This window comes from Streptomyces griseomycini (assembly GCF_014203535.1).
GTDB classification, from domain to species: Bacteria; Actinomycetota; Actinomycetes; order Streptomycetales; family Streptomycetaceae; genus Streptomyces; species Streptomyces griseomycini.
Genome location: NZ_JACHJI010000002.1, coordinates 410,907 through 432,746, shown reverse-complemented (window position 1 = coordinate 432,746; position 21,840 = coordinate 410,907). Strand labels below are relative to the sequence as shown.

20 protein-coding genes are annotated in these 21,840 nt (G+C 72.6%); 10 read left to right on the top strand and 10 right to left on the bottom strand.

The features are described from left to right. Nucleotides 1-10: 10 nt before the first annotated feature. The 3 genes from FHS37_RS06525 to FHS37_RS06515 form a co-directional block, all read right to left on the bottom strand. Nucleotides 11-1,087 (bottom strand): substrate-binding domain-containing protein, encoded by a 1,077-nt coding sequence (locus tag FHS37_RS06525; RefSeq protein ID WP_184818079.1) that lies wholly within the window; start codon nucleotides 1,085-1,087, stop codon nucleotides 11-13. 127 nt (nucleotides 1,088-1,214) lie between these two features. Next, a complete protein-coding gene (locus tag FHS37_RS06520) occupies nucleotides 1,215-2,090 on the bottom strand; it encodes a hypothetical protein (protein ID WP_184818078.1) in 876 nt (291 codons plus the stop codon). A 58-nt stretch (nucleotides 2,091-2,148) separates the two neighbouring features. Next, nucleotides 2,149-2,679 (bottom strand): SMI1/KNR4 family protein, encoded by a 531-nt coding sequence (locus FHS37_RS06515; protein WP_229889992.1) that lies wholly within the window; start codon nucleotides 2,677-2,679, stop codon nucleotides 2,149-2,151. A 237-nt stretch (nucleotides 2,680-2,916) separates the two neighbouring features. On the opposite strand from FHS37_RS06515, the gene FHS37_RS06510 reads away from it, so the two are divergent. Beyond that, nucleotides 2,917-3,675: a hypothetical protein gene (locus FHS37_RS06510; protein ID WP_184818866.1), complete on the top strand. Its 759-nt coding sequence runs from the start codon at nucleotides 2,917-2,919 to the stop codon at nucleotides 3,673-3,675. Between the two features lie 19 nt (nucleotides 3,676-3,694). On the opposite strand, the gene FHS37_RS06505 is transcribed toward FHS37_RS06510, so the two are convergent. Together FHS37_RS06505 and FHS37_RS06500 are read right to left on the bottom strand one after the other, a co-directional pair. Beyond that, on the bottom strand, nucleotides 3,695-4,363 hold the full coding sequence (locus FHS37_RS06505; RefSeq protein ID WP_184818077.1) for a hypothetical protein: 669 nt from the start codon (nucleotides 4,361-4,363) through the stop codon (nucleotides 3,695-3,697). Then, nucleotides 4,360-5,742 carry an SMI1/KNR4 family protein gene (locus FHS37_RS06500; protein ID WP_184818076.1) on the bottom strand — a complete coding sequence of 461 codons (1,383 nt, stop codon included), beginning with the start codon at nucleotides 5,740-5,742 and terminating at the stop codon, nucleotides 4,360-4,362. The genes FHS37_RS06505 and FHS37_RS06500 overlap by 4 nt, the downstream gene beginning before the upstream one ends. Before the next feature lie 447 nt (nucleotides 5,743-6,189). Here FHS37_RS06500 and FHS37_RS39130 point away from each other — a divergent pair, with 447 nt between their 5' ends. Next, nucleotides 6,190-6,915, top strand: coding sequence for a peptidoglycan recognition protein family protein (locus FHS37_RS39130; RefSeq protein ID WP_229889993.1), 726 nt, complete (start codon nucleotides 6,190-6,192; stop codon nucleotides 6,913-6,915). 128 nt (nucleotides 6,916-7,043) lie between these two features. Then, nucleotides 7,044-8,768, top strand: coding sequence for a WD40 repeat domain-containing protein (locus FHS37_RS06490; RefSeq protein WP_184818075.1), 1,725 nt, complete (start codon nucleotides 7,044-7,046; stop codon nucleotides 8,766-8,768). Nucleotides 8,769-8,907: 139 nt separating this feature from the next. On the opposite strand, the gene FHS37_RS06485 is transcribed toward FHS37_RS06490, so the two are convergent. Together FHS37_RS06485 and FHS37_RS06480 are read right to left on the bottom strand one after the other, a co-directional pair. After that, complete coding sequence (locus tag FHS37_RS06485) at nucleotides 8,908-9,327, bottom strand: SCO4983 family protein (protein WP_184818074.1); 420 nt, start codon at nucleotides 9,325-9,327, stop codon at nucleotides 8,908-8,910. Nucleotides 9,328-9,404: 77 nt separating this feature from the next. Further along, the gene (locus tag FHS37_RS06480; RefSeq protein ID WP_184818073.1) at nucleotides 9,405-10,616 is read right to left on the bottom strand and encodes a pyridoxal phosphate-dependent aminotransferase; all 1,212 of its coding nucleotides are present in this window, start codon (nucleotides 10,614-10,616) and stop codon (nucleotides 9,405-9,407) included. Between the two features lie 124 nt (nucleotides 10,617-10,740). On the opposite strand from FHS37_RS06480, the gene FHS37_RS06475 reads away from it, so the two are divergent. Then, nucleotides 10,741-11,436 (top strand): hypothetical protein, encoded by a 696-nt coding sequence (locus FHS37_RS06475; RefSeq protein ID WP_221499405.1) that lies wholly within the window; start codon nucleotides 10,741-10,743, stop codon nucleotides 11,434-11,436. A gap of 332 nt (nucleotides 11,437-11,768) precedes the next feature. Beyond that, a complete protein-coding gene (locus tag FHS37_RS06470; protein ID WP_184818072.1) occupies nucleotides 11,769-12,701 on the top strand; it encodes a S1 family peptidase in 933 nt (310 codons plus the stop codon). 18 nt (nucleotides 12,702-12,719) lie between these two features. Here the strand turns inward: FHS37_RS06470 and FHS37_RS06465 are convergent, their stop codons facing one another. Continuing rightward, the gene (locus tag FHS37_RS06465; RefSeq protein WP_184818071.1) at nucleotides 12,720-14,330 is read right to left on the bottom strand and encodes an N-acyl-D-amino-acid deacylase family protein; all 1,611 of its coding nucleotides are present in this window, start codon (nucleotides 14,328-14,330) and stop codon (nucleotides 12,720-12,722) included. A 10-nt stretch (nucleotides 14,331-14,340) separates the two neighbouring features. Continuing rightward, on the bottom strand, nucleotides 14,341-15,630 hold the full coding sequence (locus tag FHS37_RS06460) for an amino acid deaminase (RefSeq protein ID WP_184818070.1): 1,290 nt from the start codon (nucleotides 15,628-15,630) through the stop codon (nucleotides 14,341-14,343). A 134-nt stretch (nucleotides 15,631-15,764) separates the two neighbouring features. Here FHS37_RS06460 and FHS37_RS06455 point away from each other — a divergent pair, with 134 nt between their 5' ends. From FHS37_RS06455 to FHS37_RS06435, 5 genes are all read left to right on the top strand, one after another. Then, nucleotides 15,765-16,850: a sugar kinase gene (locus tag FHS37_RS06455; RefSeq protein WP_184818069.1), complete on the top strand. Its 1,086-nt coding sequence runs from the start codon at nucleotides 15,765-15,767 to the stop codon at nucleotides 16,848-16,850. Next, entirely contained in the window at nucleotides 16,847-17,605 is a 759-nt protein-coding gene (locus FHS37_RS06450; protein ID WP_184818068.1) for an IclR family transcriptional regulator, read from the top strand. The genes FHS37_RS06455 and FHS37_RS06450 overlap by 4 nt, the downstream gene beginning before the upstream one ends. A 14-nt stretch (nucleotides 17,606-17,619) precedes the next feature. Further along, nucleotides 17,620-18,048 (top strand): RidA family protein, encoded by a 429-nt coding sequence (locus tag FHS37_RS06445; RefSeq protein ID WP_184818067.1) that lies wholly within the window; start codon nucleotides 17,620-17,622, stop codon nucleotides 18,046-18,048. 110 nt (nucleotides 18,049-18,158) lie between these two features. Next, nucleotides 18,159-19,646, top strand: a complete 1,488-nt coding sequence (locus FHS37_RS06440; protein ID WP_184818066.1) for a GntP family permease — start codon at nucleotides 18,159-18,161, stop codon at nucleotides 19,644-19,646. Nucleotides 19,647-19,729: 83 nt separating this feature from the next. Next, the gene (locus FHS37_RS06435) at nucleotides 19,730-20,326 is read left to right on the top strand and encodes a hypothetical protein (protein ID WP_184818065.1); all 597 of its coding nucleotides are present in this window, start codon (nucleotides 19,730-19,732) and stop codon (nucleotides 20,324-20,326) included. Nucleotides 20,327-20,341: 15 nt separating this feature from the next. Here the strand turns inward: FHS37_RS06435 and FHS37_RS06430 are convergent, their stop codons facing one another. Next, nucleotides 20,342-21,679 carry a M14 family metallopeptidase gene (locus FHS37_RS06430; protein ID WP_184818064.1) on the bottom strand — a complete coding sequence of 446 codons (1,338 nt, stop codon included), beginning with the start codon at nucleotides 21,677-21,679 and terminating at the stop codon, nucleotides 20,342-20,344. Nucleotides 21,680-21,840: the final 161 nt, after the last annotated feature.

Below are 21,840 nucleotides of genomic sequence, written 5' to 3'. Positions count from 1 at the left end.
GTCGTCCCCCTTATCCGTGCGCCCGTCGCGCCAGTTCGCGCAGCACCGTGGAGGTGGGCACGGGCGCCTGGCGGACGCCGGTCAGTCGCTGCTTGAGGTAGGCGGTGCGGTCCGCGGTGGCCTCGGCGAACTCGGCGAGGTCGCCCTGTGGCCGGAAGCCGTGCCGGGCGGCCAGCTCGCGCAACCGCGGGTCGGCGCCGAGGAGTCCGGCCAGCTCCTCGCCGATCCCGGTGAGCGGCACGACGGTGTGGTCGCTGTTGACCGTGGTGTCCGGGTAGAGGACGACGAGGTCCCCCGCGTCGGGCCGCTCGTCGAGGAGGGCGGCCACCTGGGACTCGTAGACGAGGACGAGCGGGTTGCCGGCGCCGCTGACGAAGTCCCGGAAGACCGCGTCCGTGCTGCTCTGCTGGGCGCCCTGGACGCTGACCAGCTTGCGCAGCAGGGGAGCGGTGCGCTCCACCTCGGCGTCGCTCGCGACCACCTTGCCGCCGTTCGCGACGTAGGAGGCGGCGGCCAGGTAGAGGGCGCCGGAGTTGGAGCTCTCCGGGTCGGTGCTGGAGATGGAGAGGGTGCCGGTCAGCTCCCCGTACTTCTCGGCGCCCTCGAGCTGCTGCCAGGTGCGGTCGCGCTCGGCCGCGTCGAGATACGCGGCCATCCTCAGCGTGCCCCGGCTCCTCCCGTCGAGCGTGACGAGCCTGTTCCTGGCGAGCACGTCGGCGGCCCCGCGGCGGGCCACGACGACGAGGGGCGAGTAGAACGGGCGGGGGAGCGTCCCTCGGACCTCGTACCGGGCGGCCAGTTCGGCGGCGGGCGCCCGGCTGGACGGGAAGGCGAGGTCGTACCCCTCGAGGTCCAGCCCCTCCATGGCCCAGGACCCGGAGGTCTCGGCCTCGACGGTGTAGCCCTTGGCGGCGAGGGCCTTCACCACGTCCGGATCCGCGAAGAACTCCGCCTTCTCCGATCCGATGACCATGCGCACGGTCTTCGTTGCCGTGCCCGTCTCCTCGCTGTCCCGGCCCGCGACCACGGCGGCCACCACGCCACCGATCAGCAGGACCGCGAGGACGATGCCTGCGATACGTCTCACGCGAGGAGCGTGCTCCCGGAATCAGACATTCCTGGCCGTTCCGGGTGAACGGGGGGTGTCCGCGCGATACCGGTATGCAACGGGAACGAGCCACTCCGGGCCGGGGGAGGGCGAAGCGCCGCGACGGTCACCCGGCCACGCCCGCCGGGAGTTCGATCCGCCCCCGGTACGGGCCCTGGTTCTCCTCGGTGACCCGCTGCTCGAAGGCGATGTCCTGGCCGTTGTACGGAATCAGGAAGCCGAACTCGAAACGGTGGCTCCTGATCCGGTACGACGTCGCGTCCAGGACCAGCACCTCCTCCAGGCCGGAGAGCGTCATCTGCGCGTCCTCCACCGGGACGCCCGCCTCGCGGAGCTGCCCGGCCGTCGGGTCGAACTCGCGCTTCGCCTTCTTCGCCCACGCCCGGTCCCGCACGGCGCTCAGTTTCCGCTCGCCGCTGGTGACGCGGAGCTCGATCGTGCCGCCGCCGTCCGCCTCGGTCACCTCCACCTCGCCGCCGGCGGCCCGCGCGTAGCCGCGGAACTCCTCGACGACCGCGATCGGGTCCTCGACCTTGTTCCGCATCCCGGGGCCGGCGGGCGACAGGGCCTTCCAGCCGGCCGTGCCCTCCTTCAGGTAGCCCGCGCCGTCGACGACGTAGAGCTCCTCGGTCTTCTTCGTGCCCTTGCTGCCGGTGCTGACGCCCTGCGCGTGCAGCGCCGTCCGCCCGACGGCGCGCCGGACGGTGCCCTCGTAGGTCGCGGCGCTCTTCTGCCCCTGGAGCGTCAGCCCTTCCTCGCCCTTCACCGAGAAACCCCAGGCGGGCTCCTCGGCCATCGCCTGCTCGGCGAGGTCGAGGAAGTCCTCCGCGGTCTCGGGCTCCGCGGGCTGCTTCGCCGGCTCCGGCGCAGCCGCCTGCGGGCTCTCCGCCCGGGTCGGCTCCTCCGTCTCCGCGCCGCACGCGGCCAGTGCGAGGGCGAGGGGGAGGGCGAGCACGGCGGTGCGTCCGGACAGCGTGCGCATGAGGCTTTTCCTTACGTCGGGACGGGGCGCGGACTGTACAACAGCGCCCGTCCCCCGATCACCCCGGCGGACATTCCCCCTCATAGCTCTGGAACCAGTGGACGTCGAACCAGCGGGCGGTCGAGAACGGGTGGTCGGCGTCGGTGAGCACGCGGTGGACGAATTCGGCGGTCGTGCCGTCGAACCGGACCCAGGAGTCGGGTATGTCCTCCTTCGCCAGCACGGGCCACTTGTCCGGGTCGGGGTCCCCGGTGAGCCAGTAGAACCCGTCCGCCTGCTCGGTGCTCGCCCACTGCAGCACCCCGCCGGGGGCCGGGTACACCGGGTACGGGTTCCAGAGGCGGCTGCCGCGCGTACGGGCCCATTCGCCGAGCCACTCGGTGTGCCGGACGACGTCCATGCTCTTGTCATGCGCGTCGGGAACATGGAGTTGCAGATAGCCGTCGAAGGCGCCGTCGCCGCCGAAGATCTCGACGAGCCGTTTGTAGTCGCCGGGCAGCGGGGTCCCGAGCCGGGCCTCCACCGCCGCCCAGTCGACCGTGCGCACCTCCGTCCTCTCCCATCCGGTGACGGCGACGATCCCGTCCACCCAGGACGCGGGCTCGCCCAGGCCCGCGGCCCGGTCCTCACCATCACGGCCCCGGCCTGGACGTCGTTCGTCACGTCCCTCGAGTAGTCCGGGGCCGGCGGGCCCTTCAGTGACGTTCTTGCCGTCGAGTGCGCAGAAAGAATCATGAGCGTCATGGAAGTGTTCCCCCGGGCCGACGACCGCGGACGTCCTGGTGACGGTGCCGGGGCGGTCGGCCGAGCGCGAGGACGTGGCTGAGTGTTCCGCGTTTCCCTGCGTTCCTGGTTGGTCCTCGCCGTGCCCGTCGTGGGTGTGTTGGTGCTGACGTATTCCGCTACGACGTCCGAGCCGCGCGCATCCGCGGATTGGCAGGCCACCGAGCCATTGCGGGACAGTCCGCTCCCCGCCGGCGGCACGGCCCAGCTGTCGAAGTGCGGGGTGGGCGAGTGGCCGCGGCCGGCACCACGGGGGAAGGGCGAGCAGAGCAAGGCCCCGAGTCTGGTGTTCACGAGCTGGGGCTTCTACGATCCGGGGTCGAAGATGCCGGGCGAACCCAGCTTCACCGTCCATGCGGCCATCCGAACGGGCGACCGTCCTCTGGTGCTCGACGCACCGCTGGCCAAAGGTCGGGTCACGCTCGATCTCTACGGCCCCCACGGTGAGGGTGTCCGCGCTTCCGCCCGCGGTCTCACCGCGACTGTCGTGGAGAGCGGTTACATGAGCAAGCCCGTGGAGGTCCCGGCGTCCGGCAGTTTCCGTGTGGAGCCGGGCAAGGAGCTGCTCCTGGACGTGGAGTTGCCCGCCGGGGCCGTGTGTCCCGGCCACGACCTGGCCGACGTCATCAAGTGCTCGCCCGAGCACACCAATGACGTCGCGGACTGCCCGGTGCTGACTCTCACGCTCGCCGACCCGGCGGTCCGTGCGTACCGCGCCGGGACGACGGGCGACAGCGCCGCCGGCTCTTTCAGCGACCGGCTTGTCGCGGTTTCCATGGAGCTGGAGACCTCCCAGGTGTGAGCAGCCCGACCGCGTGCCGTCAGTGCTGGTTCACCGGAAGGACGGCCGCCGGGTCGCAGCGCTTCGGGCAGGCCAGCAGATAGACCTCGTTGCCGAGGAACAGCATGTAGGCGTCGTCCGAGATGCTGTAGGGCTGCACCGGAGCCCCGGGGCGGACGCCGAAACCCCAGTTCTCCGGAACCTGGCAGACGAACGCCATCTCCGCGCCGCACGCGCACCGGTAGTACTCGGGCTCCTGCGCCCAGGCCGCCGTACCACCCACCTTGAAGTACGTGTCCTTGAAGGGCCGCAGGGTCAGGGGCAGGGCGCGTACGGCCGGTTCGGGCTCCGCTTCCGGTATCCCCGGGTCACGCTGGAGCAGCACCCGCCAGAACGAGCCCGGGAACGGCGGCTGCGGAGCCTCCCAGAACCGGGGCACGAGGCGGCCGCCGGCCGTGATCGGGTCGGACGCGTCGTTGTGGTGGGCGCAGTGGAAGACCGACAGGTGTTCTCCGCCGAAGAACTCGACGTCGTCCGGAAGGTCCAGCTGGAAGAACAGCGCCATACGTTCGCCGCAGAAGCACCGCGGCCACTCCTGGCCGTCGTCGAAGTAGGGCCACCCGCCCACCGAGTTGCGGGCCGGCCGGTCCAGGGGCTCGGTACCGACCTCGATCCCGTACTGGGGCGGCACCGCCCAGTCCTCGCTCACCGGTCGGTGTCCAGTCGGGCTTCGAGGACGGTCCGGCTGATGAGGGGGCGGTCCCACAGGGCGAGGAGTTCGTTGGCGAGGTCGAGGATCGGCAGCGGGTGCGGTTTGCCCCGCACCTCGATGTGGGCCGCCGACAGGCTCCGGGGGACGGCACCGGCGTCGAGCAGGACGCGCCAGTCCTCGGGGCCGAGGCTCAGGTACTCCAGCCCCGTCAGCCCGGCGATCTCCAGGGGATCGGCGAGCGTGCCCGCGTCGGCGGTGAGGGTCCGCAGGCGGGGAAGCCCGACGACCGGGGCGAGGCTGACCGGCTCGCCCTCCCGCCGGCCGATGCGGAGCACCTCCAGCTCGGGACGTGCGGCCTCCTCCACACCGCCCGGGAGGTGGGTGCCCACCCGGGCCACCACCGGCGGGCCGTCCGTGTCACGGTCCAGGTGCCAGCCGTTGGGGCGGTTGATCACCATGTCGGTGAGGGATTCGGCGCGCAGTCCGGCGCCGATGGTCCGTTCGTGGTCGATCACGATGACCTGCCCGGTGTGTCCGGCCGGGCCCGGAGTCAGGTCGATGGCCAGCCGGTCGCCGCCGCCGTTGTCGCCGAAGGCGATCCAGCCGGGCGACCCGACGAGTCCCTGCACGGCGGCGTCCGGCGCGGTGACGGCGGCGTCGTCGGCGGCGAACTGCCAAGGGCAGGGACGGGACCGGGCGTCCGCGACGTAGAGCCCGTCCAGGGGGAAGAGCTCACAGCCGACCGCATCGCTGACCCGCTGCGCCGCCTCGTAATCGCCGCCCCAGTCCTTCCACTGCGCCCGGGTCACCCGGTAGAGGGCCTTGAGCTCGTCGGGCAGCACGACACCGAGACGTGCCTCCGCCTGGGCGATCTCCTCCTCGGTGGCACCGATGGCGTCGGGAAGCCGCTCGCGAAGGGTCCGCTCCAGCAGCGCCGGGTCCGCCGACGGAGCCGGCACCGCGCCCGGCACCGCCTCGGGCAGACGCCGCCAGGGCTCGGGAACGGCGCCCTCGACCAGGAGCAGGGCTCCCAGAAAGGGACTGACGACGCCGTGCTCCACGGCGGGGCCCGGCTCGACGACATGGAGCAGCAACGTCCCGTCCGGCGCCGTCTCCACCATGTACGACACGCCGCTCGCGCCGTCGGCCCTGAGGGCGGTCTGGACGCGTTCCACGGCGGTGAACTGGTCCTGCATGTCCGCCACCAGCAAGGCTCGCCCCGGCTCCGTGCGCGGCTGCGGCGCGGGCAGGGTCCAACTGCCCAGACCGATCTGGCCCATGAAGTGACCACCCGGCGCGGCAAGCTGCTCCGTGTGGGCATCCCGCACCAGCCGCAGCAGCGGCTCCCAGGTCGCGAAGTCATGTATCGAGGACAACGGCGCTCTCCGCTCGTTCGGTCACTGAAGGCGCCGCGATCCTAGGACCGGCCACTGACACACGGAGACCTGGAGATGAGCGATGGGTGTTCTGACCGACTACTTCCGCGCACCGAACGCCGCGGCGGTGGTGCAGTCGCTGGAGGGCACGGACGGCGGATCCCCGCTCTTCGCGGAACCCCCTCCGTTCGAGGGAGTCGACGCCAAGGGCGTGGATCCGGCCGTGGTCCTGGGGCAGCTGATCGCTGCCATCCACCGGACCGAGTGGCGAGTGGACCTGGTGGACGGGACGACCGTGTGGCCGATCTCCCCGGCACCGGGTGCGGAGGGCCCCGAGACGGACGACGACCCGTGGGCGACGGGACCGTGGGTGTCGGAACTCCCGTTCCTGGTACGGGACACGCTGGCCGGAGTACCCGACTCCGAAGTCCCCGGGGTCGTCGCCAGGTGGGTGCAGGCGGAGGAACTCCAGGGAGCGAGCGTCGAGAACACGCAGCCCCTGGCGGAGGAGCTCTTCCGTCTAGCACCCGGCCGGAACCGACCGGGTCCACGTCACCGGCCGCCCCCGCCGCTCCGGCGATCGTCAGCCGCGCCGACTGGGGCGCGGACGAGTCGCTCGTCACCGACCCGCCCTCCTACCTGGACAAGGTCGACGCGGTCTTCGTCCACCACACGGCCGGCACCAACGACTACGACTGCGCCGAGTCGCCGGCCGTCGTCCGGGCGATCCTCACGTACCACGTGGAGACCAACGGCTGGAGCGACCTCGGCTACAACTTCTTCGTCGACAAGTGCGGCACGGTCTTCGAGGGCCGCGCGGGCGGCGTCGACAAGCCCGTCCGCGGTGCCCACACGTACGGCTTCAACGGCTACTCGTCCGGCATCTCGCTCCTCGGCGACTACGAGAACGGCGGCACCCCGACCGCCGCGGCCCAGCAGGCGATCGCCGACCTCTCCGCCTGGAAGCTCGGCCTGCACGGCGTCGACCCGGAGGCGAAGGTGACGCTCACCGCCGCGGGCGACACCGGTGTCTACAGGACCGGTGAGCAGGCCACGCTGAACACCGTCTCCGGCCACCGCGACGGCTACGCCACGCTGTGCCCGGGCGCGACGCTCTACTCGGCACTGCCGGAGATCCGCCGCACGGCGGGCGCGTCGGTGTACGCTCACTGACCTTGCACGACCCGAACGGCTGTTCCTGTCCCTGGAGGCGGGGGCGGCCGTTTCGCACGGGTCGCCAACACAGCCTGTGGGGGGCACAGTTGAATACAGCACGACGGAACGCAGTGCGACGGAACGCAGTGCGACGGTCCAGACGTCTCGCGGCCACGTTGCTCGCCGCCGCGCTCACCGGCGGCGGCCTCACCCTCGCCGCCGCGCCCGCCGCGCACGCGGCGGCCTCCGACCTCGTGGCCAAGCTGCCGATCTCCTCGTTCTCGGCGCTGGCGGTCGACTCCGCGCACCAGCGCGTGTACGTCGCCGACAGCAACCTGGGCAGCTCCTACAACAGCGGACTCATCGCCGTCTACGACTTCTCCGGTGAGCGCGTCACCACCCTCACCACCCAGCGCCACATCTCCGGGCTCGCGCTGAACGCCGACGGCAGCATGCTCTACGCCGGTGGCCGCGACGGGGTCCTGCGGTACGACACCACCACCTACCAGCAGTTCAACACGCCGCTGTCGGGCACGGACACCTGCGGGCGCAGCCTGGCCTTCGCGGGCGGCACGGTGTACCACACCACGCCGTACGCGTACTCCACCTCGGAGTGCGACACGGCGCTCACGTACCTGGACTCCTACCACTCCGACAACACCTGGCAGCGCACCGGCTGGCAGGACCACGGCAGGCTCCAGCTGGAGGCGGGCCCCGGGGACCGGCTGCTGATGGGCCAGCCGCTGAACGCCAAGGCCGCCGACCCGTTCCTGGCGGTGTACGACGCGAGCGGAAGCACCCTGGTGCGCACCGCCGGCCGCCGCTTCGCCGACGCCGACGGCAAGGGCGCCCTGAACCTCAAGGACATGGCGTTCTCCCCGGACGGGGGCAAGGTCGCCGTCGCCGACGCCTCCGCCGGCACCCGGCTGCTGAACACCACCGATCTGTCCGACGCCGGCACCGGCTACCCGGCGCTGCCGTCCGGCGCCTCCGCCTCCGCCGTCGCCTTCAGCGGGGACGGGAAGTACCTGGCGCGCGGTGCCTCGGCCTCCGGTGCGACGCCCGACCTGCTGCTCTCGCCCGCCGACCCGGGGGACGCGACCGCGCCGCTGGAGTTCGCCTTCGAGGGCAGTCTCGACGGCGACCGGGTGGCGCCGCGCGGGCTGGAGTGGTCCGCCGACGGCTCCCGGTTGTTCGCGGTCACCACCAACACCGCCGGCAACCAGTACTGGCTGCACGTCATCCAGCCCCCGGCCGCCCAGTACGACAGCCGCTTCACCGGCGGGCTGGCCCACAGCCCGGCTCAGGCCGTGGCGGGCGAGGCGCTGGCGGTGCGCGGCAAGCTGGAGTTCGACGGCCCGGCCCCCGCCGAGCCGCCGAAGGTCACGGCGACCCGTACGGACGCGAACGGCACGCACGAGCTCGGCACCGCGACCGTCAAGGCGGACGGCACCTTCACCGTCCTCGACGAGCCGGACCTGGTCGGCGAGGCCACGTACACGGTGTCCTTCCTCGGTGACCTGACCCACCGTCCGGCCACCGACGTCACCCACACCGTGTCCGTCGGCAAGGCGGCCAGCTCGATCGCGCTCACCGCTCCGGCGGAGGCGTCGATGAGCACCGGCGTCCGCATCACCGGGACGTTCACCGCGCAGGGCAAGGCGCTGCCCGAGCGGGCCACGCTGAAGGTGGAGCGCACCGACCGGCTCGGCACCGGCACGCTGTCGTCGGTGACGGTCGCCGCCGACGGCACCTTCACCCTCGACGACATGCCGCGCACCCGGCGGGAGACGACCTACACGGTCAGCTGGCCCGGCGACGACCTGCACGAGGGGTCCACGGCATCGGCGACGGTCCACGTCACGCGCTGACCGCGCGGGAAACGGCGACGGGGCACCCCGGGCGTGCTGCCCGGGGTGCCCCGTCGGCGGTGCGGTGCGTGGCGCCCGGTCCGCGCGTCGCTGCGGGTGCGCGCGGACCGGGGCCGTCCTGGGAGAGCCCGGTGAGGGCTCAGCGGGACGCGAGCGCGCGCGGCTGCAGGGCCGCGGTGTGCGCGTCCATCCGTTCGGCGGCGAGGATCGCCACCGCCGTGTCGGCGCGCGAGGCGGCGACGACCAGGGCGCGGCCCGCGAGGGCGTGCGCACGCCGGTGCAGGGCCGTCGCGTTCGGCTCGCGGCCGGTGGTCGCCGACGCCCGGGCCGGCACCCGCCCTCCCCGCAGGCGGGTGACCTGCTCGGCTATCCGCTCGGCCGCGGCGTCCAGGTCGGCCGAGGGGGCCGCCGCACGCAGCTCGTCGGTGACGGCGAGCAGTGCGGCGAGGTGCCCCGCGAGCTGGATGTCCAGCTCCTCCTCGCGGGAGCGGTGGGGAAAGTCGTGGGGGGTGCCGGCCATCGTGCTGTGGACCGACTTGGAGCGGATCGGTTCGTACATGGATGGCCTCCTGGGTGCTGACAGGAAACCATCCTAGCTTAGATCTCGTCTAAAGTTGAGTCGTCCACAAAACTGCTTCAGGGCTGGCTGTAGCCGTCGAGGAAGCGGCCGATCCGGCCCACCGCGTCCCGCAGGTCGGTGACCGAGGGCAGGGTCACCACCCGGAAGTGGTCCGGTTCCGGCCAGTTGAAGCCGGTGCCCTGCACGACCATGATCTTCTCGCGGCGCAGCAGGTCGAGGACCATCCGCCGGTCGTCCTTGATCTTGAAGACCTCGGGGTCGAGGCGCGGGAAGAGGTACAGCGCCCCCTTCGGCTTCACGCAGCTCACGCCCGGGATCTGGGTCAGCAGTTCGTACGCCACGTCCCGCTGCTCGCGCAGCCGGCCGCCCGGCAGCACCAGGTCGTTGATCGTCTGGCGGCCGCTGAGCGCGGCGACCACGCCGTGCTGGCCCGGCATGTTCGCGCACAGGCGCATGTTCGCCAGGACCGTCAGGCCCTCGATGTAGGAGTCGGCGTGCGCGCGCGGCCCGGAGATCGACATCCAGCCCACCCGGTAGCCGGCCACCCGGTACGCCTTCGACATGCCGTTGAAGGTGAGGGTGAGCAGGTCGGGGGCGACGGAGGCGGTCGGGACGTGCTTCGCGTCGTCGTAGAGGATCTTGTCGTAGATCTCGTCCGAGCAGACCAGCAGGTTGTGGCGGCGGGCGATGTCCGTCAGGCCCTTGACGACCGCCTCGTCGTAGACCGCGCCGGTCGGGTTGTTCGGGTTGATGATGACGATCGCCTTGGTGCGGTCGGTGACCTTGCGCTCCACGTCGGCGAGGTCGGGCATCCAGTCGGACTGCTCGTCGCAGCGGTAGTGGACCGCCGTGCCGCCGGAGAGCGAGACCGCGGCCGTCCACAGGGGGTAGTCGGGCGCGGGCACCAGCACCTCGTCCCCGTCGTCCAGCAGCCCCTGCATCGCCATCACGATCAGCTCGGAGACGCCGTTGCCGATGAAGACGTGCTCGACGTCGGTCTCGATGCCGAGGGTCTGGTTGTGCATGACCACGGCCCGGCGCGCGGCCAGCAGGCCCTTCGCGTCGCCGTAGCCGTGGGCCGTCGAGACGTTGCGGAGGATGTCCTCCAGGATCTCGGGCGGGCACTCGAAGCCGAAGGCGGCCGGGTTGCCGGTGTTCAGCTTGAGGATGCGGTGACCGGCCGCTTCCAGCCGCATCGCCTCCTCGAGCACCGGGCCCCGGATCTCGTAACAGACGTTGGCGAGCTTGGTCGACTGGATCACCTGCATGCTGGGAGCTTAAAGCTGGGCAGGGTCGTTCGTGCCGTGTTTTCCGCCACGTGAGACGCGGCGGTTCGGGTGGTTATGTCCGCCCGCTGTCCCCGGGTCCTCCGGGTCCCTGGAATGCGCCGCCATGTCCAGGCCACCTCGGTACGCCGACGGGGGGCACGACGCGCGGGAGCCCCGGGACCCGCCGAACGTGTACCTCCCGCAGACCGCCCCCTCCCCGGCGTACGACGGGTACGCCGACCCGGCGACCGCCCACGGCTGGCAGAACGCGTACGACGAGACGCGCGAGCTGCCGCCGATCGCGGCGGAGGCCGCGACGGGCGGGGGAGCGGGGCGTGCGTCCGGCCGGTCCGGCGCCGACGGCTCCGGCCGCGGCGGCTCGGGCCGGCGCGCCCACCGTAAGGCCGGCCCCCGGCGCGTGCTCCGGGTGGCGATGGCCGCGGGGGCGATGGGCGCGGTGTCGGCGGCGGCGCTGATCGCCGGGTTCGCCTTCTCGGGCTCGCCGTCCGGCGGCGCCGGGAACGAGGACGCCCGTACGGGACCGGTGGCGGGGGAGCCCGGGACGTCCGCGGAACCGGACGCGTCCCCCTCCGGGAGCCCGGCCGCCCCCGGCGGCCCGCCGGACGGCCGGGCCTCCCCGAGCGCGAGCACGAGCGCGTCCGACGGTGACCGGAAGGCCGGCGGCGCGCCGCCGGCTCCGCCGCCCGACACCTCCACCGCGCCCGCCGTCCCCACCGCCGATGCCCCTCCGGCGCCGTCCCCCTCCGCCACCGCTTCCGGCGGCCCGGGCGACGGTGACGGTCGTCCGGGCCGGGGGTGAAGACCGGCGCGGCCCGACCGGGGAGGGAGGGCCGGTCGGGCGGACGCGGGTTCGCGGCGGGGCCGTCGGCCGGTGTCTTCATGACCTTCGCACCGAGCCTCCCCACGTCGGTCCCCGCCGCCTCCACGGGAGTGGGCGACCCTGATGCGGGTGTCGCCGCGGCCGGCCGGGGCGCGGGCCGTGTGCCGTCCCGGGAACCACCGGCCGGAAACACCTCCTTGTCCCCCGCCGCCCGCGCGATGACAATGAACATGACAATCCTATGGGTGGCCGGAGGATTCCCGGACGCGTGCGTCCCCGGTCGCCCGACGTCGCAATGAGGGGACCCCCACATGAGAAAACCTCTCGTCGTCGCGCTGTGCGCCCTGGCGATGGCCGTGGCCGGCGCGGCTCCCGCGGTCGCCGCCGCGCCTTCCTCCACGGGCGCGGACACGACCGCGGATGCGGGCCCGACCACGGTGATGGACGTCGTCGACGGCGTGGTCGGCACCGCGGCGGACACCCTGTCCGGCCTCACCGCGCCGAAGGCCGGCGCGGTCGGCTTCGCCGGCACCGTCTCGCTCAGCAACTGCTCCGGTTCCGTCGTCCGCATGCCCGACTCGGCGGCCGACGACCCGGCGCTCGTGCTCACCAACGGCCACTGCCTGGAGAGCGGCTTCCCCGCGCCCGGCCAGGTCCTCGTGGACCGGGCGTCCAGCCGCTCCTTCGGGCTGCTGAACCCCTCCGGCGCCAGGGTCGCCACCCTGCGCGCCGACCGGCTCCTGTACGCGACCATGACCGACACGGACGCGGCGATCTACCGGCTGAACACCACGTACGCGCGGATCAAGAGCGCGTACGGCATCGACGCGCTGACCCTGTCCGACACCCGCCCGCAGGCCGGAACCGCCATCAGCGTGGTCTCCGGCTACTGGAAGCGGATCTACAACTGCTCCGTCGACGGGTTCGTGTACCGGATGAAGGAGGGCGACTGGACCTGGAAGGACTCGGTCCGTTACACCCCCGAGTGCGACACCATCGGCGGCACCTCCGGCTCGCCGGTCGTCGACGGCGCCACGGGCGAGGTGGTCGCCGTCAACAACACCGGCAACGAGGACGGCGAGCGCTGCACGGTCAACAACCCGTGCGAGGTCGACCGGAACGGCACCGTGACGGTCCGTCAGGGCATCAACTACGCCCAGCAGACTTACCTGTTCCCCGCCTGCTTCGGCGCGGACAACAGGCTCGAGCTGAACGCGAGCGGTTGCGCCGTCCCCAAGCCGTGACGACGGACGGGCGGGCGGTCACCGGGGAGTCCGGCGGACCGCCCGTCCCGCCAGTACGTCCGTGCGCCGCCCGTCCTCGATCACGAACCGCCCGTCGACCAGCACGTACGGGATGCCCGTCGGGAGCGCCCGGGGCCGTTCGAAGGTCGACCCCGCGGCCACCGTCCTGGGGTCGAACAGCACCAGGTCGGCCTTGTACCCCTCGCGGACCAGCCCCCGGTCCGGCAGCCGCAGCCGGGCGGCGGGCCGCGAGGTCAGGTGCGCCACGCACTCCTCCAGCGACAGCACCCCCGCCTCCCGGACGTAGTGCCCGAGGTAGTGCGGGAACGTGCCGTACGCGCGCGGGTGCGGCTTGGCGCCCTGGAGGATGCCGTCCGAGCCGCCCGTGTGCACCCGGTGCCGCATGATCGCCCGCACGTTCTCCTCGTGGCCGACGTGCTGGAGGATCGTCGGGGCGAGCCGGTCCTTCAGCAGCAGCTCCCGGGCGACGCCCCAGGGCGACTCGCCGCGCGCCCGCGCCGACTCCAGGACCGTACGGCCCACGTACTCGCCCAGCGCGGGATCGCCGACGCCCGAGATCTCGATGGTCTCCCACTCCACGGGCACCCCGTGGCAGCCGTCCGAGCCGATGGCCTCCAGGTGGTGCCGGATCCGCTCGGCGGTCCCCTCGTCCGCGAGCCGCCGCAGGGTCTCCTCGGGCCCGCCCTCGCTCGCCCAGCTCGGCAGCAGCGCCACCAGCGTGGTGCAGCCGGGGGTGTAGGGATAGGTGTCGAGGCTGATGTCGGCGCCGGTGTCCAGCGCCTCGTCCAGCAGCGCCAGCAGTTCGGGCGCCCGACCCCTGTTCACCCCGAAGTTCATCGTCGCGTGCGCCAGGTGCAGCGCGCACCCGGCCTCCCGGGTGAGCGCCACCATCTCCGCGTACGCCTCCAGGGCGCCCGCGCCGTAGGAGCGGTGGTGCGGGCAGTAGTAGCCGCCGTACTCGGCCACCACCCGGCACAGTTCGGTGAGTTCGGCCTGCGGGGCGTACATGCCGGGCGTGTACGTCAGCCCCGACGACATGCCGACCGCGCCCTGCTCCAGGCCCTCCGCGACCAGCCGCCGCATCCGGTCCAGCTCGTCCGGCGTGGCCTCGCGGTCCTCCCAGCCGACGGCGAGCGCGCGGACCGTGCCCTGCGGGATCAGGTAGGCCGCGTTGACCGCGATGCCCCGGTCGAGCCGGTCCAGGTACTCGCCCACCGACCGCCAGTCGAAGTCGACGTCGTCGCCCGCACCGTTCCAGCCGGCGATCGCCCGGCGCACCTCGCCGAGCGTGCGGTCGTCGACCGGCGCGTACGACAGGCCGTCCTGGCCCAGGACCTCCAGCGTGACGCCCTGCGCGGCCTTGGCGGCGTGGTCGGGGTCGCGCAGCAGGGCGAGGTCGCTGTGGGCGTGCATGTCGATGAACCCGGGGGCCAGGACCAGTCCCTCGGCGTCCAGCTCGCGGCGGGCCTTCGGGCGCTGGCAGCCCGCTGCGGCCGCCTCCTTCACGATGGAGACGATCCGGCCGCCGTCCACGACCACGTCCGCGCGGTACGCGTCGTCGCCGGAGCCGTCCACGACGTCCGCGTCCCGGATGACGAGCTCTTCCATGTGCCGCCTCCTAGAAGAACGTACGGATGTAGTCGACCACCGTGCCGTCCGCCTCCGCCACGGGGATGAGCACCCACTTGTCGAAGGACGTGCAGGGGTGGGACAGCCCGAGCCCCACCCAGTCGCCGACCTCCAGGTCGGCCTCCCCGGTGGTGCGCAGCCAGGCGTGCTGGTCGGACAGGGCGGTCACCGAGATCCCGGTGGCCGGGCGCTCGGCACCGTCCCGGCGGACCACCTGGGCGAACGGCAGGTCGAGGTCGTGGGCGGCGTCGCGCTTGCCGGCGTTGACGAAGGCCTGGTCGGCGGAGGGGCGCGACACCACCTGGGTCCACAGGCGGAACGCCGGTTCCAGCGCGCCCTCCTCCGGCACCCGGTTGAAGGGGGTCAGCCTGCGGTAGTGGCCGTCGTCGTGCGAGACGTACGCGCCCGAGCGCAGCAGCTTCAGGACCGGCGCGGAGAGTTCGGGGATCCCGGCGAAGACGTCGGCCACCGCGTCGAACCAGGCGCTGCCGCCCGCGCTCACCACGATCTCGTCCAGTCCCGCGAACCGGCCCGCCTCGTCGAAGCCGGCCGCCAGGGACACCAGCCGCCGCAGCCAGGCGCGCACCCGCTCCGGATCCGCCTGCGGGACCTCGCCCTCGTACCCGGCGACCCCGACCAGCCGCAGCCCGCGCGCACCCGCCACCGCGTCGGCGACGGCGGCGCACTCCGCCTCGGTCCGCACGCCCGTGCGGGCGCCCTCCCCGGCGGCCAGCTCCACGACCACGTCCACCGGGCGGGAGGACCCGGCCCCGGTCCCGGTCAGCGCCGCGTCCATCAGCTCGACCCCGCGCACGGAGTCGACGTAGCAGACGAAGCGGAAGTCCGGGTCGGCGTCCTGCTCGGCGGCGATCCAGCGCAGGGCCGCCGCGTCCACCAGCTCGTTGGCGAGGAAGACCCGCCGGACCCCGAACGCCCGCGCCACCCGCACCTGGTGCGGAACGGCGAGCGTGATGCCCCAGGCCCCGTGCTCGATCTGGCGGTGGAAGAGCTGCGGGGCCATGGAGGTCTTGCCGTGCGGGGCGAAGGCGAGCCCGTGCCGGGCGGCGTAGGTCTCCATCAGCCCCAGGTTGTGCTCCAGGCGCTCGGCGGAGAGCGCGAGCACGGGGGTGGTGAAGCCGTCGGTGAAGAGGTTGCGGCGCTGGGCGGCCAGCTCGCCGACGGTCAGCCCCTCGGCGTCCGGCGGGAGACCCTTGAAGCGGTGGTCGACACGTTCCGCGGTGAGTCGCGCGAGAGTGTCGGAGCCGGGGTCGAGGACCATCAGAGCCTCCCTGATCAGGCGTGTTGCATGCACTGCAACACTCGTTGCGTATATCGCTCACCGCTGTCTAACATCTCGGCCACGCGGGGTCAACGGACACCGCGCCCCCGTCCCCGACCAGGAGCCACGTCATCGTGACCGCCACCGGATCCCGCACCGCCCCCGGCGTCGTGGACGTCGTCGCGCTCGGCGAGTCCATGGTGACGTTCCTGCCCTCCCGGCCGGGCCGCCTCGCCGACGTCCCCTCCTTCGACCGCGGCATCGGCGGTGCGGAGTCCAACACCGCGTGCGTGCTGGCGGCGGCCGGCCACGCGGTGCGCTGGGTCAGCAGGGTCGGCGCCGACGGCTTCGGCGACCACCTCGTCGAGGCGATCGGCGGCCACGGCGTCGACGTGTCGTACGTCCGCCGCGACCCCGACCGGCCCACCGGCGTCTACTTCCGCACGGCCGGCGACCGGGCCACCGACGCCCACGAGGTCGCCTACTACCGGGCGGGCTCCGCGGCCTCCGCGATGACCACGGCCGACGTCGACCTGGAGGCGGTGCGCGCCGGACGCGTCCTGCACCTGTCCGGCATCACGGCGGCCCTCTCCGAGGGCTGCCTGGACCTGATGCGGGAACTCACCGCGCCCCGCCCCGGCCGCCCGCTCGTCTCCTTCGACGTCAACCACCGTCCGGGCCTGTGGCGCGACCCCCGTGGTCCCGAGGTGCTGCTGGAACTGGCGCGCGGCGCGGACATCGTCTTCGTCGGCGACGACGAGGCCCGCGCGGCGTGGGGGCTGCACGGCGCCCGCAGGGTGCGGGAGGCGCTGCCCGAACCGGAGATCGTGGTCGTCAAGCAGGGCAGGGGCGGCGCGGTCGCCTTCGACAGGGACACCGACGGCCTCCCGTGCGAGGACGCCACCGGCACCGCGACCTTCGTCCCCGCCCTGCGCGTCGACGTCGTCGCCGCGGTCGGCGCGGGCGACGCCTTCGCCGCCGGGTTCCTCTCCGCCACCCTGCGCGGACTGCCCGTGCGCGACCGCCTGCGCCACGGCCACCTCATGGCCGCCGCCGCGCTCACCGTGCCCGGCGACCTCGCCGAGCCCCCCGCCCGCGAGCTGGCCGACCGGCTGGCCGCCCTGGACGACACCGCGTGGGGGAGACTGCGTCTCGGCCCCGGTTGGACAGCCGCGACCGACACCGCGGACCGGGCCGAGGAGGAGGTACGCACCCCATGAGCCAGACCGTCGACCGCGCCCTGAGCATCCTGCCGCTGCTCGCCGAGGGCCCCGCCGACCTCGGGCAGGTCGCCGACCGCCTCGGCGTGCACAAGTCCACCGCCCTGCGCCTGCTCCGCACCCTCCACGAGCACGGCCTGGTCTACCGCCAGTCCGACCAGCGCTACCGGCTCGGCGCCCGCCTCTTCGCCCTCGCCCAGGAGGCGATGGAGAACCTCGACGTCCGCGAGATCGCCCACTCCCACCTGGTGCGCCTCAACGAGCAGTGCGGGCACACCGTCCACCTCGCCGTGTACGAGGAGAACGAGGTCCTCTACATCGACAAGGTGGAGAGCCGCTACCCGGTGCGCATGTACTCGCGGATCGGCAAGCCCGTCGCCATCACCGTCGCCGCCGTCGCCAAGCTGCTCCTGGCCGACCTGCCCGAACACGAGCGCCGCGCCCTCGCGGAGAAGCTCGACTACCCCATGTACACGTCCCGTTCGACCCCGGGCCCGGCCGCGTTCCTGCGCGAGCTGGAGAAGGTGCGCGAACAGGGCTGGGCCACCGACCTCGGCGGCCACGAGGAGTCCATCAACTGCGTCGCGGCCCCCGTCCGGGGCGCCGACGGCCGGGTGGTCGCCGCGATGTCGGTCTCCGCGCCGAACGTCGTCGTCACCGCCGACGAACTCCTCACCCTGCTCCCGCTGGTGCGCCGCACGGCGGACGCGATCAGCGGCGAGTACTCCGGCAGAACCCCGGCAGAACTCCAGTAAGGACACCCCCCCGCATGACCGAGAAGACCGAGAAGTCCGAGAAGATCGCGCTCACCCCGAAGACCCACACCACCCCGCCCGCGAAGTTCTCGCACGGGGTGCGCAAGGGCAACATCCTCCAGGTCGCCGGTCAGGTCGGTTTCCTCCCGGCGGAGGAGGGAAAGCCCCCGACGCCCGCCGGCCCCACCCTGCGCGAGCAGACCCTCCAGACCCTCGCCAACGTCAAGGCGATCCTCGAGGAGGGCGGCGCGGGCTGGGACGACGTGATGATGATCCGCGTCTACCTCACCGACGTCGGCCACTTCGCCGAGATGAACGAGATCTACAACGACTACTTCGAGGAGCAGGGCCTCACCCAGCCGCCCGCCGCCCGCACGACCGTCTACGTCGGTCTGCCCGCCGGCCTCCTCATCGAGATCGACGCGCTGGCCGTCCTGGGCTGACGCGCGCCCGGTAACCGAACCCCCCGCACCCGTCCGGCACGGCGCCCTCGCGCCGTGCCGCGGTCCCCCCTGCCCGAAAGCCTCATGCCCTTACCCAGAGGACGTCCGAAATGCCCCACCCGTCCCTCCCGCTCGCCGCCTCCGCGCCGGCGGAGACACCCCCGCACACCGGTGGACTGCTCCTCCTCGTCGACGGCACGGCCGGTCTGCTGACCGTCGCCGCCCTCGGCATCGCGCTCCTCCTCTTCCTGATCATCAAGGTCCGGCTCCAGCCCTTCGTCGCCCTGCTCGGCGTCTCCATAGCCGTCGGCCTGCTGGCGGGGCTGTCGGTCACCGAACTCTTCGGCACGGTCCAGCGCTCGGACGCGGTGTCCACCATCGAGTCGGGCATGGGCGGCATCCTCGGCCATGTCGCGATCATCATCGGCCTGGGCACCATGCTCGGCGCGATCCTCGAAGTCAGCGGGGGAGCCGAGGTGCTGGCGGGCCGGCTGCTCGGCCTGTTCGGCGAGAGGCGGGCGCCGCTCGCCATGGGCCTCACCGGCCTGATCTTCGGCATCCCGGTCTTCTTCGACGTCGGCATCTTCGTCCTCGCGCCGATCGTCTACGCCGCCGCCAAGCGCTCCGGCAGGTCGGTCCTGCTGTACTGCCTGCCGCTGCTCGCCGGCCTCTCGGTCACCCACGCCTTCCTGCCCCCGCACCCCGGCCCGGTGGCCGCCGCCGGGCTGCTCCGGGTCGACCTCGGCTGGGTCATCCTCATGGGCGTCGTCTGCGGCATCCCGGCCGTCGTGGCCGCGTGGGCCTACTCCGCCTGGATCGGCAGGCGGATCTTCGTCGCCGTACCGCAGGACATGGTCGAGGCGGCCGAGGAGGCCAGGCGGGCCGTCGTGGACGAGCAGCGCGCGTCCGGCGTCGAGCCGCGCGAGGCGCCGGTGCCGCTCGGCACGGTCCTCGGCATCATCGGCACGCCGCTGATCCTGATCCTCGCCGCGACCTTCTCCTCGATCGCCCTGGACCCCTCCACCCTCCGCTCGGTCGTCGAGTTCTTCGGCCACCCCTTCGTGGCCCTCACCCTCGCCCTGTTCCTCGCGTACTACCTGCTGGGCATCCGGCGCGGCTGGTCCCGCAAGTCCCTGGAGACCGTCTCCACGTCCTCGCTGAAGCCGGTCGGCAACATCCTGCTGGTGGTCGGCGCCGGCGGGGTCTTCGGCGCCGTCCTCAAGGCCAGCGGCGTCGCCCAGGCCCTCTCGGACACCTTCAACGACGTCGGCCTGCCGGTGATCGTCCTCTCCTACCTGATCTCCGTGGTGCTGCGGGTCGCCCAGGGCTCGGCGACCGTGGCGATCGTGACCACGGCGGGCATCGTCGCCCCGCTGCTGGCCGAGGGGGACCACTCCCAGGCGTTCGTCGCGCTCGTCATCATGGCCATCTCGGCCGGCTCGATCTTCGCCTCGCACGTCAACGACGGCGGGTTCTGGATGGTCGCCAAGTACTTCGGCATCAGCGAGCGGGACACGCTGAAGACCTGGACGGTGCTGGAGAGCGTGCTGTCGGTGGCCGGATTCGTGGTCGCGGCGGCGCTCAGCCTGGTCGTGTGAGCCGCGGTGCGCGTGTAGGCGTCTGATAACGAAAGAGGGGCTGGCTGGGCCCGGCACAGGTTTGTCGACCATACTGCCCTGCTGTGGAGCAGCAGCGCATAGGTTCGAGCAGCCAGCCCCTGGAAGGCGCCGGGTTCGACCCGGCTTTCGTTCCCGGGCTCACCGCACCCGTGTCCGGCCGGAAGGAGGACGCCGAGGCGAAGGAGCCGGTGGAGCCGGAGAAGGCGGAGGACACCGCCCCGGAGCCGGAGGACGCGGCGCCCGGGACGGAGGAGGCCGGGGAGGGGACCGCCCCCGAGGAGGAGGCGGCCCCCGACGGCCCCGTCTTCGAGGCGTCCGACCGGCGGGCCAGGATCGTCGCCGACCACAGCGGCGTACGCCTGCGCCTGGACGACCAGGAGTGCGAGTTCCGCTGGGACGAGGTCGGCGCGGTGGAGACGGAGACCGCCCGCTTCGGCAAGCGGTGGACGGTCACCGTCCACACCCCGGACCGCCGTTGGTACCCCCTCGAGATCGAGGCGCCGTCCCGGAGCCGGTTCGCGGAGTGGGACGCCGGGCTGGACGCGGTCCTGGACGCGTACTTCGACGAGGACGGCGACAAGTCCGCGGAGGAGAAGGCGGAGACGGAGGAGAAGGCGGAGACGGAGGCCGAGAAGGTCACCGCCGCCGACGCCGAGTAGCACGTCCCCGGCGGCTCAGCCGCAGTACTGCGCCTCCTTGCCGATGGAGCGGTACATGCAGTCCGCGTTCTCCAGGAGTTGGAGCACCGCGTCGCGGTTGCGGGAGGTCTCCCGCTCGATGACCTCGTCGGGCGGGTAGAAACCGCCGCTCAGGGCGGACCTCGGGTACATCTCGAAGGTGTACCCGAAGATCCTGTGGGCGCCCCACAGGTAGTCGTCGATCGACCCGTCCGTGATGTACAGGTCGCTGGACTGCTGGGGCGTGTAGCCGTTGCTCGCGGCCATCTTCTGCCCGACCGCCTTGAACGCGGCGTTGTCGTCGGCCGTCATCCCGGTGGTGGTGTCGGAGTAGGTGTAGCCGAACGGCCACAGCACCAGCTCGCTGTACGTGTGGAAGTCGATGCCGGCCTTGATCTGCTGCTTCCCGCCGACGACCCGGCTGCGCACGAAGTCGGCGACGACCTTCACCTCGGGCGCGGACTCCGGGGCGGAACCCCGGTAGGTCTCGGAGGACTTGGAGCCCGAGGAGCCGCCGCAGCAGCCCCAGCGGTGGTCCCAGTTGCGGTTGAGGTCGGTGCCGACGTAGGACGAACCGGAGTTGGGCTGGCGGTTCTTGCGCCAGGAACGGTAGGAGCCGGTGGCGATGTCGTACTCGCCGCCGTCGGGATTGAGGTCGGGGACGATCCAGATCTCCCGCCCGTCGACCATGTCCGTGATCCGGGGGTCGTCGCCGTACCCCGCGCCGAGTTCGCGCAGCAGGTACAGGGCCATCTCCACGGTCAGGTGCTCGCGGGCGTGCTGGTGGTGGGTGAACAGGACCTCCGGCTCGTCCTCGTCCGCGGCCACGTTGTCGCTGATCTTGACGGCGACGATGTCCCGGCCCTGGTAGGACTTCCCGATCACCCGCCTGCTCATGATGCCCGGGTACGCCGCCAGCCGCTGCTCGATCTCCGCGTTCATCTCGGCGTGGTTGTGGTAGCGGGAGTCGGCCGAGGGGAAGTCGTACAGGCGCGGTCCGTCGGCGGCGGACGAGCGGTCCGGTGCCGCGCCCAGCGGCGTGACCTCGTAGCCCTGCCGGCGCAGCGCACGGATCTGGTCCGCGCGCCCGGAGACGACGACGGTCTCCTCGTCGGCCTCGTCCACGGTGACCCCGGACCGCTGGATCGCCGTACGGGTCACGGGGGTCGTGTGCCGGTGGATCTCGTACTGGCGGATGTCGTCGGCGGAGGGCGCGGCCCGTTCCGCGCTGTCGGCGGTGGCGTCGGTCACCGTCGCGGAGAGGGGCGCGGCGAGCGCGAGGGAGAGGAGCGCGGCGAGCGCGGCGGACCGCCTGCCGCGGGTGCGGAGTCGCATGAAGTCTCCTTGTGGGAGGTGGGGTTGTTCAGTGCGACGTGCGTGGTGCGGTGCCGTCATCGTCGGGACATGACATGATCAGGTCAAGCGATGGTTCTCGCCGACCGCTCGTCCAGGTACATCCCGTGAAGATCCCCGCACGCCCTCTTGCCCGCCCGGCA

What these genes read in the sequence shown, in the direction of transcription:
- FHS37_RS06520 (WP_184818078.1), bottom strand. Translation starts at nt 2,090, where the DNA reads ATGCGCACGCTGTCCGGACGCACCGCCGTGCTCGCCCTCCCCCTCGCC.
- FHS37_RS06485 (WP_184818074.1), bottom strand. Translation starts at nt 9,327, where the DNA reads ATGTACGAACCGATCCGCTCCAAGTCGGTCCACAGCACGATGGCCGGC.
- FHS37_RS06480 (WP_184818073.1), bottom strand. Translation starts at nt 10,616, where the DNA reads ATGCAGGTGATCCAGTCGACCAAGCTCGCCAACGTCTGTTACGAGATC.
- FHS37_RS06475 (WP_221499405.1), top strand. Translation starts at nt 10,741, where the DNA reads ATGTCCAGGCCACCTCGGTACGCCGACGGGGGGCACGACGCGCGGGAG.
- FHS37_RS06470 (WP_184818072.1), top strand. Translation starts at nt 11,769, where the DNA reads ATGAGAAAACCTCTCGTCGTCGCGCTGTGCGCCCTGGCGATGGCCGTG.
- FHS37_RS06465 (WP_184818071.1), bottom strand. Translation starts at nt 14,330, where the DNA reads ATGGAAGAGCTCGTCATCCGGGACGCGGACGTCGTGGACGGCTCCGGC.
- FHS37_RS06460 (WP_184818070.1), bottom strand. Translation starts at nt 15,630, where the DNA reads ATGGTCCTCGACCCCGGCTCCGACACTCTCGCGCGACTCACCGCGGAA.
- FHS37_RS06450 (WP_184818068.1), top strand. Translation starts at nt 16,847, where the DNA reads ATGAGCCAGACCGTCGACCGCGCCCTGAGCATCCTGCCGCTGCTCGCC.
- FHS37_RS06445 (WP_184818067.1), top strand. Translation starts at nt 17,620, where the DNA reads ATGACCGAGAAGACCGAGAAGTCCGAGAAGATCGCGCTCACCCCGAAG.
- FHS37_RS06440 (WP_184818066.1), top strand. Translation starts at nt 18,159, where the DNA reads ATGCCCCACCCGTCCCTCCCGCTCGCCGCCTCCGCGCCGGCGGAGACA.
- FHS37_RS06430 (WP_184818064.1), bottom strand. Translation starts at nt 21,679, where the DNA reads ATGCGACTCCGCACCCGCGGCAGGCGGTCCGCCGCGCTCGCCGCGCTC.